Source organism: Sphingobacterium sp. UBA5639 (assembly GCF_002421245.1).
GTDB lineage: Bacteria > Bacteroidota > Bacteroidia > Sphingobacteriales > Sphingobacteriaceae > Sphingobacterium > Sphingobacterium multivorum.
This window is the reverse complement of sequence record NZ_DIJR01000019.1, coordinates 224,771-238,416: the sequence shown is the minus strand read 5'-3', so window position 1 is coordinate 238,416 and position 13,646 is coordinate 224,771. Positions and strand designations below refer to the sequence as shown.

The window sequence follows — 13,646 nt, the reverse complement described above, 5'->3', positions numbered from 1 at the left end:
ATATCATGCACTATTATCCCTTAAATATACACAAATACATTATTTTCCTCCTTTTTACGGCCCTTGTGATTCATGCAAAAGCACAAGAAACAATTGTCACTTATATAAAGAAAAATCGTGGTATTACTGCTATAAAAGATTCAGCCGCTTACACAAACATTATTCGGTTAACAGCAAATGAATTGGGGCTTTACGAAGTAAACGATTACTATCCAAATGGCAATTTAAAAAGACATGGCTGGACAAAAGTAGCTGACCCACGAAGATTATATCTGGAAGGCATTATTGAAAGTTATCACAACAATGGCAACCTAGCGGTATCAGCCGGATATAAAGACAATAAACTGAGCGATACTGTAAAAAGATACCACGAAAATGGTCTTTTAAGAGAAATTAGATTTTTCTCCGGTTCTGAAGCCAGTCCCAACGAATTTCTGTTTCAGGACCAGCATAGCCGACTAATCTATTATGCGGATTCAACTGGCCGAAAGCAGGTCGAAAATGGAAATGGCACGTTCGAATTTAAAAACAATATAAATACTGAAAAAGGTGTATATGTTGATGGATTACGTCAAGGACATTGGGAAGGTACTTTAAAAAAAGGAAAGATCAAGTTTGAAGAATGGTATGAAAAAGGTGTGTTAAGCAAGGGAACCAGCACAGATAGTATGGGCAATGTGCATCCCTATACACGTCGAGATGTCCAACCGGAATACCCTGGCGGGATAAAAAACCTTATGATCTTTATTGCCCAGAATTATAAATATCCCAAAGAAGCTTTAAATGCAAAAGTATCAGGACAACTTCTCATCAGTTTTGTCATTGAAAAAAATGGTCTGGCGAATGAATTTGAAGTGATTAATGACCTCGGGTATGGAACAGCAGCAAATGGTATAGCAGTACTGAAGAAAGCCGAAAAATGGGCTCCGGGTTATCAATACGGTATGCCTGTACGTGTGCAGTTTACCATTCCAATCCGTTTACATACAGGTCCCGCTCCAAATTAGCCCTGATCATAATCGTCTGGACTGCATCTGCTTCAATACGGCCTTCATTTTTTCCTGATAGAGCTTATTTGACTTCGATAATTTCACAGCTCTCTGTTGTTCTTCTTCTGCCTGCGCATAAAAGCCAACCCGATACAACAATAAAGCCATCGTATAACGGAATGCTGGCACATCAGGTTTGAGATCTATTGTTTTCTTTTGCCAACGGATCGCATCAAATATAACCGAAGGATCATTTCTCTCAAAGGCCAAGATCTGTTTAGCACCATAATTCAAATTATTTGCCAGGTCATCCTGATAATATTTACGTCCTTTACCAACCAACGATTTGAACTCCGCATTTTGTGCACTGTCCAACACAAGTTGATTTCCTGAAAAATTGATCTTTCGATCTTGCGCAAAATCCATTCGAGACAAGGAATCGGGGTCCACCTTATAAAATGATTGTTCATAATAATTCCTTGCCATCCGGACGTAAGACAGACTATCTTTCATTAGCCTTTTATACTCCAAGGGATAATAACCTTGGGAATTGGAAGCGCGCAAATAATTAGATGTCCATGTCGTATAGGCAAAATAACCAACGTTTTGAGCTAATGAAAAGTTTCTCTTGTCAAGCGATTCGCGAAATGTCCGCTGAATAATTCTATTGTTTATTTTTTTACGAACGGGCAATGGCAACGAGGAATACAGACTATCCACCATTTTACTATTGGTACGTGCCAATAAATAAGATTTACTATTATATACAGGGCCACAGCTCAATAAAAAAACAACCGTCTCAAAATTATTCAATTGCTCTATCGTCAGCTGTGCTATATAGTCACTCAACAGTTGCTGGTCTGTATATTGATCAAATGTCTGATTATAGCGGAGTATTTTGTTCAGCAAGGACTGCTGACGGATCCCCTTTCGATATTCTGCTATAAGCTTACCGAGAGTTTCAGCTTTTGCAAGCGTATTTGCCGAGTCTATGAGTCTTTCCAGCTCATCTCCCCCATCAACCGCCTTGTCTATTCGTAAAATAGGAATCCCATCTTTATCAGTAACAAGGTACATCGGTTTGTTCAAATAGAAAGCCCGTTGCAACGGATGGTCAAATTCATCCCGATCCACCTGAACAATTCCCGACACAAACTGCGTACTGAGGATATCTTTTGCTTTTTTTGAAACAGAGCCTCTAAAAGGAATAAACTGATCGTCCCGTTGATGAACCACCAAGAACATCGGCTTATTTTCCTTTGCTGCGCGCTCCAGCAGCTGTAAATAATCTTCTTTTTGCGGAAATGTCTGCTGCTGTGCTATTGCAGGGTAAACAAACACCCAACACAAAAATATGAATACAGCAGATTGGAACTTGAAATGATTCATTATCTATGAAAATTAACTAGCAATAACTTATGATATAATTTATAGAATTGGATAAAAGTTTCAATTCTTCTATTCAAGAGACATCGAATTGGGAGGCCAAGCGAACAATTAAATAGCAAAAATGAATGTATAAAGCTAATAAAATACAGGCAAAAAACCACAACGAATTTAACTCTATATATAAAAAATTAATAAAAAAAGAAAGCTCTGCAATAGCAGTTCCCGTAAGCCACTAGACAAATACCGATAAAAAAAGCTTTGATAGCTAAACAGCGGCCGATCTACGAAGAGCAGGCCGTCGGCCTGGGAACGGGGTATCTCATGAAATTTAATTTTAAAGGAGAGCTTATTGCTCAACTTCGTTTAGGAAAAGATAGCGTTTATCATCCCGGGGGGATAGATTTTGATGGTCAATATATTTGGATCCCGGTCTGTGAATATCGTCCCCACGGCAGGTCGCTGATTTACAGAATAGATCCGACTACCATGGAAGCGAAGGTTGAATTTACGGTAGACGATGCCATTGGAGCCCTTGTTTGCGATCGAGATCGACATGAACTCGTTGGTTTCAATTGGGATGCTATGCAGTTTTATACGTGGAAACAACAATTGCTCGATCGTGGTAAATGGCATTTAAAATCAATCTCTAACAATAATCAGCATTTTATTCATTTTCAGGATGGACAATATGTGGGTCAAGGTTTGATGATTTGCTCCGGGGTCAACAGTTTTTTGAAAGATCCCCACGCAAAGGAGCGCATCGTAATCGGGGGCATTCAATTAATGGATATTCATACCTATCAGAGCACCTATACCCTGCCAATCCACTTAAGAAGTAAAACAGGTCGCATTATGACAAGTAATCCTTTTTACACCGATGTCGTTGACGGAAAGGTCTGCCTGTACTTTGTGCCCGATGATGATCAATCCACACTTTACATGTATGAGATAACTAATTCCAAATCATGAATTGCTCTGGGAGTCGCTATGGCTGAAATTGATATCAGACAAATACAAAAGAAATTAATTCGATGGTACACAAATTTGGTACTAAAACATTTATCAATAGTCTCTGGAATGTCGATAAACTGGTTTTGAATGATCCAGCTGAATTTGGCAAAGTGCATCAGAACGGGGCAAATATAGTCCAAGCAGATTATCCTGAATTATTACTCAGACACCTTCGTTTACATAAACTTCACCAATAGATTACAATTTATCCGGAAGTCTATCGTCCATACTAAAAATAAAAAACCACCCTTATTATGACTTTCGTTCCGTGAGGCAATAGCTGCTCAGATCAGCTCGTTTTATTACGAATAAATAACCCCCGAGTCATATTATTATTTTATTTGACCAACTCAAAAAAAATAATTTAAATTTATTACAACACAAAAATGTTCATTACAAAATTCAAATCCATATGGAAAATATTTTGATTTATATCGTTGATTCGACAGAGAAATCAATCGCGGTAAACCACACATTAGCCGATCTCGACCGTAATGGTGACATTCGTATTTATGAGTCTATAACCATCCGAAAAACAGATCAGGGTGGTTTTGACGTACTGAAAGACGCGACAGAAGAGGGCGGCTGGAAAACACTCGGCGGAGGTGCCATCGGTGCATTGATCGGTATTGTGGGCGGTCCACTAGGTTTATTGCTGGGCGGACTTACCGGAACATTTATCGGGGCGACGATGGATACCGAAGAATTTGTTGTGTCGACCGATTTTATTGATCAGGTCAATAATAGCTTGCAAGTGGGGGAAATAGCAGTGATTACTGTTGTTGACGAAACAAGCCCAGATTTCGTGGATACAGCTTTGCAACCCTTGGAAGGACGATCCTTCCGGACGAGTGTTGATGAGGCCTATGATCATTATCAGGAACGCGTAGAAAAGGCGGCTTCCGAAGAACACGCAGCGGAAAAAGCCAAACGGGAAGCCAAGAAAGCCGAACGGAAAGAAAAACGTGCGGAACTCCGCGAGAGTGTAAAGAAAAAGATTTCAGACTGGTGGGACAAACTTTAATTTAAGCATCTTTAACTTCAAGCAGCTTCGGCTAACGATAAGGGCTGCTTGGAGTTTGGGAAAAATCGCCAAAACTCCACCCCTAGCAAAACGGCCTTTGAAGTAAGCGACAAAAAGACAAAAAACGCAAGGATCGTAGTGAACAGGCGAATAAATAAACCGCTTGGTACAGATACTCAAAAGGACAGGACCAACTCACAGGGTGGTAAACAGAAGATTTAGACTTTTGAAGAACGTTGCACTACTTTTGGTTTTACCCCGAAATGCTTCTTAAAACTTGCTGAGAAATGCGCAGGATTGTTATAGCCTAAAAAGCGTGAAATTTCATTTATAGGCCGGTCTCCTTGTGTAAATAAGCTCCTAGCTTTTTGCATTCTCACCTTGGTCAAATGCCCATAAATGGTTGTACCATAGCAGAGCTTGAAATATTTCTTTAAATAGTTTTCATTCGTTCCTAATTCAGCAGACAATTGCGATAAAGATGGCGGATCGGTCAAACTATTTTCTACTATTCTTTTTGCTTCCGCCATCAGTTTTTTTATTTCCGGACTAAGGCTATTATCCGTTCGAGACACCGTATTACCAAGTTTATGCTGGTCAAATGTTCGCGCCAATAACTCCATGAGTTTACCAAAACAAAATAAGGATTTCCATTCCTGATCAAGCTCCGAATTGAGCAACTCGGTTATAATCCTTTTCTGCTGTACACTGATCAAAGCCGAATTGTCAAACAGGATGCCCGATCGCGACGATTCTAAAAGCATATGAAGTTTGGCCAGAAAAGGGCTTTCCTGCGTCAAAAATGACTCGAATAAGGAGACCGAAATATTGACTTCAACAAAACTTTCTGCAGGATGTTATACTGCCGCGCTTTGGAGCAGTTTACACCATCAACCCACAGATCAATCTATATGGAACTACGTAAAAGGCTATAATCCGCAGACAGCTTCGGCACTGGCAAACCCTAATGCCGGAGGTCCATTTGATCCACTCGAAAATGACATGACCGAATTTGGATTAAAAACAGCCTGGTTGGACGGAAAACTCCAGGCAAGTACAGCTATCTATCAGATCAATCAGAAGAATACGCTTTACCCCGCCCCCACTGCCGACAATGCAGATTTAATGGAACAAATCGGAAAAGAAAGATCGAAAGGGATAGAGTTTGATATTCAGGGTCAAATTCTCCCGCACTGGAGTGTTATTGCCTCCTATGCCTACAATGATGCAAAGATTACCGAAGGTGGAAATAATGAAGAACTGAACAGACAAAAACCAAATGCGCCTCAAAATACGGCAAACATCTGGACCAGATTCTCCATTCCTTCCGGAAAAGCAAAAGGCTTGGGAATCGGCGTCGGGGCCAATTATGTGGATAAGCGAAACCTTTCCCTTAACCAGAACCAGACCATCCCATCCTACAGTTTACTGAACGCAGCATTATATTATACCATTGGAAAAGTACAATTGCAGGCCAACTTTAATAATATCACCAATAAAACCCATTGGGTAGGTGGTTACGATTATATCCGTCTATTTCCAGGTGCACCACGTAATTTACTATTTACACTAGGCTATACCTTTTAAGCATGACTTTAAAAAAGATGATCTTGTTTTTACACCGCTGGATCGGATTATTGTCCGGTCTGGTGGTTTTTATCGTAAGCATTACAGGCGCTATTTATGTATTTGAAAAGGAACTATTTGCCCTATTTCATCCAAGTTATGTAACGGTAACGGCACAGAAAGGCAAGAAAATACTTCCCCTTTCCGTCTTAAAGGCAAATGCGCAGCGTGTCACCGATCATACCATTACCATTATCCGTGTTCCTGCTACAGATGATCAACGACAAGTTCATCTATTTGAAGCACTTAAGCGCCGTCCAAAGAACGATGTCGGGGGTGTATTTGTAAATAAAGAAATCATCTATTGGGACCGTATTTTCGTAGATCCCTACAGCGGCCGCGTTTTAGGAAAAATAGACGTTGAGACAAACTTCTTCTGGATTGTAAGGCAGATCCACCAATTCCTTTATCTCCGGCGCGACGTAGGGAGCGCAATCGTAGGGAGCAGCGTCCTGCTGTTTATCATTACACTAATTTCGGGGCTTTTCCTTTGGTGGCCAAAAAATCGGAAGGTAGCTGTAAAGCGGTTAAAAATAGATTTCAGCGCGAAGTGGAAACGTCTCAACTATGATCTTCATCAAGTACTTGGCTTTTATGCATTTTTGTTCGCGATTGTCATCGCATCAACCGGTTTGGTTTGGTCCTTCAAGTGGTGGGAAACTAGCATCTACTGGCTTATGGACGGTAAGCGGCCCGATACGAAAATAGAAGAACCAAAAATTCAAGGCAGCCCGGTGACAGAATCACGTGTAGCACTTTTAGACCTGATATGGTCTGATGTTCTGAAAAAGGACAGTACACATCAGGGCGTTTTGATCAATTTGGTTCCCGAAACTACTCAAGCTAATGTAAATATCTATACGAAAGGAAATACCTGGTGGTCGGCCTCCGATGCCTATGCCTATGATCTTCGGAATGGGAGTGCATACTACAAACGCCTACAAAATGATAAAACACTGGGCATGAAATGGCGAAACTCCAATTACGATATTCATGTCGGAAAAATAGCCGGGTCTACAGGCATGTGGATCGCTTTTGTAACGAGTTTAATCTGTGCCTCTCTGCCGGTAACAGGTTTCTACATTTGGTACGGTAGAAAATTTAAAAAGAAGAAATCACGCTTATAGCATACAGGTTTACAGCCCTCTGGGCAAATAGTTAACGTTCTGCTGTTCAAAAAATTATTTATATTTTACGTCGACTTCATCATAAACTTTTTTCTCAAAATATCCCGCTTATGCTTCAAACGATATAACCGCTTGAAACAGAAGTTCCGTCTAAATAACACGACTACCCTTAAAGAATTTCTAAGAAGACTACTGCAAACAACAGAAAGAAGTTTTTTCACCCCGAACGGGTATAAAGTATGTAAAAAATATAAAAATTATACCCGATACAGTATAATTTAAGAATATTTACTATATTTATATCAGATAGGGTATAATTATGGATTCATTACGCGTGTTTGTAAAACAGAAACGAAAAGAATTAAAGCTAACACAGGAAGATTTAGCTGCGAATGCTGGAGTCGGCTTAAGGTTTGTGCGTGACCTCGAGCAGGGAAAAAAAACATTACGTTTAGACAAAATAAATGACATATTGGCGTTATTCGGTAAAGAAGTTGGTGTAATTGATCAAATTAAAGAGTGATGGCACGCGAAGCAAAAATATACTTTCATGATGACTTGGCTGGATTTCTAATTGAGACAGATCATGGTTATTCATTTAGTTATGATAAGAATTATCTAAAAAAAACTGATCCACAACCTATCAGTCTAACTTTACCGATTTCCGAAAACACGTATTATAGCAATATATTATTTCCGTTCTTTGATGGATTAATTCCTGAAGGATGGTTATTGGAAATCGGTGAAAAGCATTGGAAACTCAATCCCAGAGATCGTTTTGCGCTGTTGATAAACCTATGTCGAGACACTATAGGAGCAGTTTCTGTTTATCCGATGGAGGCGGAAAACGATGGCTAATTGTTTGTTTTGCTATAAACCAGTTGAAACAGGAGGCTATCATACAGCATGTTCAAGAGTGTTTTTTGGAACAACTCAAGTTCCCTATTTGGAGTTGGACCAGGAAAAATTGAAAAAATTAGGCGAAGTTACTGTAGCTGAGCGATTGGCAATAACTGGCGTACAGCCAAAAATATCACTCAGTCTAAATGGAGAAAAGGGCAGTAAGCGACTTACCTTAGTTGGTCTTTGGGGAGATTATATCCTGAAACCTCAATCAAAAGAATATCTACTCATGCCAGAAGTAGAAGATCTAACGATGCACCTCGCAGCGTTATTTAAGATAGAAACAGCAAAACACGCATTAATACGAACTTCCACAGGAGAACTGGCCTACATTACAAAACGATTTGACCGTAAGAAGGGCAAAAAAATCCACGTTGAAGATTTATGTCAATTATCGCAGCTTATGACCGAGCAAAAATACAATAGCTCTTATGAACGCGTAGGAAAAATCATCAAGCAATTTGCTTCCAACACCGGATTAGATGCAATCAAATATTTTAGGCTCGTACTGTTTAGCTTTTTAACTGGAAATAACGACATGCATCTCAAGAATTTTTCACTCATGCATACGAATCATGGTGTTTTATTATCACCAGCATATGATCTCATCAATGTTAACTTAATCTATCCAAAAGATAAGGAAGATATGGCTCTCACATTGGGTGGTCGTAAACGAAAAATAAAACGGTCAGATTTTAACCAGCTTGCGCAAAGCTTGGGAATTCCTGAACTGGTCAGAGACAATATATATAAAGACTTCAGGAGAAATGCTGATAGAGTTAAAGAAATAATTGATCACAGCTTTCTAACAGATGATTTCAAAGAAAAATATGTTCAAATTGTCCACACTAAATTAAAACAGATCGAACTATAGAAAAGAATTTAGTGATCATGAGTGAACTACTATTTACCATCCTCTTTATTATGGCTTCTACTTTAGGTGTTTCACAATCCTTGACTAAGGAAGCCACTGCTAGCTGTTAGCCAGCCCCGAGCTCTTCAGCCAGCGTTTGTAAGCCTTGATTAGCTTCTTCAAATCGTTTGAGTTCGACCGCATAAGATTCAGTAACGGTTTCGAGCAAGACACTTCCCGCGGTAAAGTCAACATAAGCCATCACCGTATCACCCCCCCACATCCAATCAAAAATCAGGGCATAACCCTCCAAAACAAAGCGTTCCAATTGTTTTAAAAGAGCCAGTATCGGCAATATTTCAAGATAGTTTTCACTGAAGTTCAGTACGGCGAATGTCCAGTGTTGCTTTTCCTCATCGTAATACTCCTTCGCGCCATAAAATTGATCCTTGAGCAGATTATCGAAGACTTCACGAATGCGCGCCTGTGAATAACTTGGAATAATTTCCAACGTTGTTTTGCTGTACATCTGCCGACTCTCCCACCACTGCGACCAATTATCATCTTTGTTCGGGGAAATCGGTTTAGAAGAAAAATACTCGTTTAATCTCGATTTTTCTATTTTAATACTTATGTAAAGGCTATCCAGTTCCATACGATTATTCTAAGCTATTCTTAACTTTTTTAAACGTTACCAGCTCGACAGTTTGATTTTACCATCGCTATCAAAATCCGTATTGTCCGTCACTCTTTTTAGATTCAACTGCTTTAATGATAAACCTTCCTTCAAGATCAAATCTGATGCTCTCATCCGAAATAAGGGATATGATAGTGGCTTCTCGCTCCATTCCAACACAAAATGATAGCCATCTACGATCTTTTGCTGGTCGTCGGTTTTGATGATCAAGATATTGTGAAAGGTTTGCTCCGGCTTGGCCGGATCACCATCTGGAGAGATACCCCTTGCTTTATAGGTGGAGACAAACTTATAATAATGGTATTTGCCATTTATGGGATTGAATACTAATTCGCGGCTGTTGTTTTCTTTGATCAAAGCTGAAAAAGACTGCTCAAAATCATCCAGTAACTTGTAATTAAAATCGGTATTGATCTTATTGGCGACCAATATATAGGTCTTTTCATCTTTACCGGCACTATTTCCCTTCGCCTGATTTTGTGCAGCGACCGAATAACAAGTGAACCAGCCTAACAATAGGACTATTAAATATCTCATCCAACTAATTTATTAAAATTCAAAGAATATTCCTTAGCTGGCCAGCAATCATTTCATTTTTCGATTTTTAGGTGACACAAGCGGAAAACTTTTACACTACTCCAATAAATTTTCCAATAGCCTATCATGTATTGGTCAATCGGGAGCCATTATTCTCGCAAATGCCCAATCATTTGTGATCAAAATGCAGCTTTTAGTATCCGGGGTTAGCTATTAACTTATATTTATTAAATTTGTAGCATTACGCATATTATTTCCGTTTGCAATAGTATAGTATCAAAATAAATTATGAAAAGACCTATTTTAACGAAATGCGCAGTTTTATTGATTTTCCTTTAATACTTCTTACTGACCTATTCTATATTATTATGCTGAACATATTTGAAAAAGTAAATAAAGGGCAATGGTTGCTCTTTATCCTACCATTATTTCTATTTGGTTGCGAAAAAGATGAGCGCGATGGCACAACCTGTGCGCAGAATTGTATTGTACTATCGGGCGTTGTTGTGGATACTCCTGCGAACAAATTATTATCTGATGTAGAACTAGGAATTTCTTTCCAATATTACAGTTCGTTCCTTAAACCATCTATAAGTTTGGGGAAAACAAAGACAGATACCAAAGGCAAATATAGTTTTCGATTTGATGCCAGCAAATACCTATCCGAAGATGGCTTTTTTATAGTTAGCGTCAAAAAGAATGGTTATTATCTTAATGCATACCATCCAGATTCCTATCAAAGCGTAGCTTCTTATGACTTGGACGAGCTCAAGTATGATACGCCAACCGATGAACAAATAATGCTTTTTAAAAGGGGTGAAATGGAGTTGCATCTCAAAAATGTCAAGAAGCTCGATTTGAAGATGCTTTCGGTTAGCTATGGTCCAAAGAAATCCAATACTGGTTTTTCTATCGCTCCTGTCCCTCATGATTTGGATACCATCGTTAGGATAACGATTCCTGCCGATATGGAATCTGTATTAAAATGGCAAGGCTATAATGGACCGAACCCCTTACAATTCGACAAGGCCGCCACTGTTAATTCAGAAAAAGGAAGCTTTACACGTTATCAGTTAGATTTCTAGTGAGAATTAGCGCCAATTAAAAAGAGAAAACAATTATAAAATCTATCATCATACATTCATATGCTTAAAAAATTACTTTCCAGGATATTTCTTTCCGTTTTAACTTTATCAGCAACCGCCCTCTATGCGCAGCAAAACAATAGTGGCAGTTATGACATCGAACTTTCTATTACTCCCCTAGCTGAGAGTACTATTGGACCTCGGAAAAGCCTTATGGGAGCCGGTAGCGACGACAGTAAGAATTATATCGCTGGATTGCTCCGCGTAAGCTATCTCTATAATGAAACATGGTCGTTTGGTGCAGGTGTGGGCTATTCCCACCAGAACATCACGACAACATCGGCAATAGTCGATCCATCGGTGGAGCAGATGCAATATTCCTCGGAACTTTCTATTTGGGAATTCCCTTTAGATGCCAGGGTAAAATTTTTGAAATATCTCTACGCAAATGCGGGACCGATGTTACACTTCCAGCAGAACGCAAATAGTTATGTAGACAAACAGCATGGCTTAGGTTTCCATGTTGGACTAGGCGCAAAGGTTCCATTATCCCAACAGTTTGCTGTTACGCTGTCCCCACACTACAAAATGTACTCGCTCATTCCTTTCCATTCCGAGAGAAACTATGATCGTGTGCAGGTTTTAGGAATTGGTATTGGCGTGAATTATAGGATTGTCAAATAATAATCGCTTATGCTGGACGAAACATGCCAGGTCATGACCGTTTTTTTATAACGCTCAAAATCATCCCTTTTCCATTTGGTGATATGGTACCCTTCACAGAGCCTGCAATAGTAGGCTCTGCAGCAAGCCGGTTTACCCATGCGGTGTTTGATGCGTTTACCATTGGTGACATTTTTGACACGCGAGCGTAATTTGAACCGGAACATCGCATATTGGGCATCGAACCGGGATGGAAATGCTACCTTTCCTGTGGCCCGGCATTTCCAAGTGTTGCTTTTCATGCTTTCCATAATCAATCTATTAAAGGTTATTATTTATTGTATTCTCTTTTTCAATAGGTACCTGCAGCATGACCCAATCTTTTATCCTGCGGGAAATAGTCGACGAAACCACAAAACTGTCGATATCTCCAAAAGGTACATGCAAAATGATGCGAAGCCGCCCGCCCTTCATTTGATAGCAGGCCTTGATCATGTCCAATGGAATCGCGTGATGCCGGTCTATTTTCTGCACAAAGCCGTGGGTATCGCGCACAATTTCGTTCAGGCTACGCTGCTCGCAGCCTTTACTATCTTCCATATCTTCTTTTAGATATAGCTTAACGATAGGCGTATTATTGGTCTTCTCAAATAGAAATATACCCAGCTCCGTGTACATAATCTTTTTTGTAAGGTATTTGTTGTTGATCACAAACTCCTCCTCTGCCGGATTTATCGATTTGAGCAGCGTCAGATCAATTTCCTCCACAGCATCCGTTTCCTTAACGGTCTCATCGGGCGCTGCCGGATCTATAGTATCATACAAATCAAAAGATTGTGCGTCAATTTGCGCATCCGCGTTGACTGCTACGTTGTTCTGCCTTTCTAAAGTCCGTTCCAGCTTGATGACGTACAATTCCCTTTTCTGATTAAAACTCCAATAAAAAAAAGTGGCATAAATCATGTTAAAAAGCAGGATACAGAGAAATATGACCAATAAAGGCAGCCATATCCATTCACTTTTTGGAGGAAAGACAGGTTTGATAATACCAAAAAGAAATACGGTCGGTAGTAGTACACAGAAAAAGAACTGCGTTCCGATACGATCGCTCATATGCATTCGCCAGCTTTTCTTTTTATCCAACAGCTTAATCCCCCATCTTATATAAAAGAGTGTCAATGCAGCGATAACTACATTAAATAGATAACTTATGATCAGTGGCTTGCTATCAAACCAGCCTGACAGCGCTGTTACCGCTCCAATATACCAACAGATGCCGCCAAAAAGAAACGAAGCGATCCACACCCAGATGAAATCTGGATAATGTACGTGCATCTCCGTATCGTTAGCATACTTGACCTTTTGGTTACTTTCCATAATGTACTGTTAATTTCAACGATTAACCTTGAACTGATCGATAGATAAATGCAGGCGAGGCTAATGCTTTCCAAAAATCTCCTATTAAAAAAATTTCTGTATACTAAATTTAGCCATTATTTCTTTTAAACAGTACCATCAGATCGGTAAACCACCCTTTTGTGTCCTTTCAAATGCGCAGAAACACACCTTATTAGCTTATAAACAACTTCTTTATTGTATAAAATGGATGCTTCGTTACAGAAAAAGGGAGTTCGATGCGAAAAACATACGCTTATTGAAATAAAGATATTATTCATATCAAATAGCATGCGTTATAGGTAATTTTAACTTGATATCAAATCAATGATTTAACAGCCCTGCGT

The 13,646-nt window shown here is 39.4% G+C and carries 17 protein-coding genes; 11 read left to right on the top strand and 6 right to left on the bottom strand.

The window, feature by feature from the left end:
* The first annotated feature begins 5 nt into the window (after nucleotides 1-5).
* Nucleotides 6-1,007, top strand: coding sequence for an energy transducer TonB (locus B4Z90_RS12050; protein WP_286736601.1), 1,002 nt, complete (start codon nucleotides 6-8; stop codon nucleotides 1,005-1,007).
* Nucleotides 1,008-1,013: 6 nt separating this feature from the next.
* Here B4Z90_RS12050 and B4Z90_RS12045 read toward each other — a convergent pair whose 3' ends face one another.
* On the bottom strand, nucleotides 1,014-2,378 hold the full coding sequence (locus B4Z90_RS12045) for a hypothetical protein (RefSeq protein WP_070567511.1): 1,365 nt from the start codon (nucleotides 2,376-2,378) through the stop codon (nucleotides 1,014-1,016).
* A gap of 258 nt (nucleotides 2,379-2,636) precedes the next feature.
* On the opposite strand from B4Z90_RS12045, the gene B4Z90_RS12040 reads away from it, so the two are divergent.
* The 3 genes from B4Z90_RS12040 (at nucleotide 2,637) to B4Z90_RS12030 (ending at nucleotide 4,413) form a co-directional block, all read left to right on the top strand.
* Nucleotides 2,637-3,347: a DUF6454 family protein gene (locus B4Z90_RS12040; RefSeq protein ID WP_070567514.1), complete on the top strand. Its 711-nt coding sequence runs from the start codon at nucleotides 2,637-2,639 to the stop codon at nucleotides 3,345-3,347.
* A 62-nt stretch (nucleotides 3,348-3,409) separates the two neighbouring features.
* Complete coding sequence (locus B4Z90_RS12035; protein ID WP_157698392.1) at nucleotides 3,410-3,586, top strand: hypothetical protein; 177 nt, start codon at nucleotides 3,410-3,412, stop codon at nucleotides 3,584-3,586.
* Between the two features lie 215 nt (nucleotides 3,587-3,801).
* Nucleotides 3,802-4,413, top strand: a complete 612-nt coding sequence (locus B4Z90_RS12030; RefSeq protein ID WP_286736607.1) for a DUF1269 domain-containing protein — start codon at nucleotides 3,802-3,804, stop codon at nucleotides 4,411-4,413.
* Between the two features lie 218 nt (nucleotides 4,414-4,631).
* Here B4Z90_RS12030 and B4Z90_RS12025 read toward each other — a convergent pair whose 3' ends face one another.
* Nucleotides 4,632-5,177: a helix-turn-helix domain-containing protein gene (locus B4Z90_RS12025; protein ID WP_286802311.1), complete on the bottom strand. Its 546-nt coding sequence runs from the start codon at nucleotides 5,175-5,177 to the stop codon at nucleotides 4,632-4,634.
* Nucleotides 5,178-5,184: 7 nt separating this feature from the next.
* On the opposite strand from B4Z90_RS12025, the gene B4Z90_RS12020 reads away from it, so the two are divergent.
* From B4Z90_RS12020 to B4Z90_RS12000, 5 genes are all read left to right on the top strand, one after another.
* Nucleotides 5,185-6,000: a TonB-dependent siderophore receptor gene (locus tag B4Z90_RS12020; RefSeq protein WP_286802310.1), complete on the top strand. Its 816-nt coding sequence runs from the start codon at nucleotides 5,185-5,187 to the stop codon at nucleotides 5,998-6,000.
* A 2-nt stretch (nucleotides 6,001-6,002) separates the two neighbouring features.
* Nucleotides 6,003-7,166, top strand: coding sequence for a PepSY-associated TM helix domain-containing protein (locus tag B4Z90_RS12015; protein WP_286802309.1), 1,164 nt, complete (start codon nucleotides 6,003-6,005; stop codon nucleotides 7,164-7,166).
* 319 nt (nucleotides 7,167-7,485) lie between these two features.
* Nucleotides 7,486-7,689: a type II toxin-antitoxin system Y4mF family antitoxin gene (locus B4Z90_RS12010; protein ID WP_070567525.1), complete on the top strand. Its 204-nt coding sequence runs from the start codon at nucleotides 7,486-7,488 to the stop codon at nucleotides 7,687-7,689.
* A complete protein-coding gene (locus B4Z90_RS12005; protein WP_286736611.1) occupies nucleotides 7,689-8,024 on the top strand; it encodes a HipA N-terminal domain-containing protein in 336 nt (111 codons plus the stop codon). Before B4Z90_RS12010 ends, B4Z90_RS12005 begins: the two co-directional genes overlap by 1 nt.
* Nucleotides 8,017-8,943 (top strand): HipA domain-containing protein, encoded by a 927-nt coding sequence (locus B4Z90_RS12000; protein ID WP_286802305.1) that lies wholly within the window; start codon nucleotides 8,017-8,019, stop codon nucleotides 8,941-8,943. The genes B4Z90_RS12005 and B4Z90_RS12000 overlap by 8 nt, the downstream gene beginning before the upstream one ends.
* A gap of 106 nt (nucleotides 8,944-9,049) precedes the next feature.
* On the opposite strand, the gene B4Z90_RS11995 is transcribed toward B4Z90_RS12000, so the two are convergent.
* Nucleotides 9,050-9,577 (bottom strand): hypothetical protein, encoded by a 528-nt coding sequence (locus tag B4Z90_RS11995; RefSeq protein ID WP_286802302.1) that lies wholly within the window; start codon nucleotides 9,575-9,577, stop codon nucleotides 9,050-9,052.
* 36 nt (nucleotides 9,578-9,613) lie between these two features.
* Nucleotides 9,614-10,156 carry a hypothetical protein gene (locus B4Z90_RS11990; protein WP_201639568.1) on the bottom strand — a complete coding sequence of 181 codons (543 nt, stop codon included), beginning with the start codon at nucleotides 10,154-10,156 and terminating at the stop codon, nucleotides 9,614-9,616.
* Nucleotides 10,157-10,524: 368 nt separating this feature from the next.
* Between B4Z90_RS11990 and B4Z90_RS11985 the strand changes: the two genes are divergently transcribed.
* On the top strand, nucleotides 10,525-11,241 hold the full coding sequence (locus B4Z90_RS11985) for a hypothetical protein (protein ID WP_286802298.1): 717 nt from the start codon (nucleotides 10,525-10,527) through the stop codon (nucleotides 11,239-11,241).
* A gap of 60 nt (nucleotides 11,242-11,301) precedes the next feature.
* A complete protein-coding gene (locus B4Z90_RS11980) occupies nucleotides 11,302-11,925 on the top strand; it encodes an outer membrane beta-barrel protein (protein ID WP_286802296.1) in 624 nt (207 codons plus the stop codon).
* Here the strand turns inward: B4Z90_RS11980 and B4Z90_RS11975 are convergent.
* Nucleotides 11,907-12,215 carry a hypothetical protein gene (locus tag B4Z90_RS11975; protein WP_201639571.1) on the bottom strand — a complete coding sequence of 103 codons (309 nt, stop codon included), beginning with the start codon at nucleotides 12,213-12,215 and terminating at the stop codon, nucleotides 11,907-11,909. The two genes, B4Z90_RS11980 and B4Z90_RS11975, sit on opposite strands and share 19 nt — an antisense overlap.
* Before the next feature lie 10 nt (nucleotides 12,216-12,225).
* Nucleotides 12,226-13,281: a hypothetical protein gene (locus B4Z90_RS11970; RefSeq protein WP_286802294.1), complete on the bottom strand. Its 1,056-nt coding sequence runs from the start codon at nucleotides 13,279-13,281 to the stop codon at nucleotides 12,226-12,228.
* Nucleotides 13,282-13,646 lie beyond the last annotated feature (365 nt).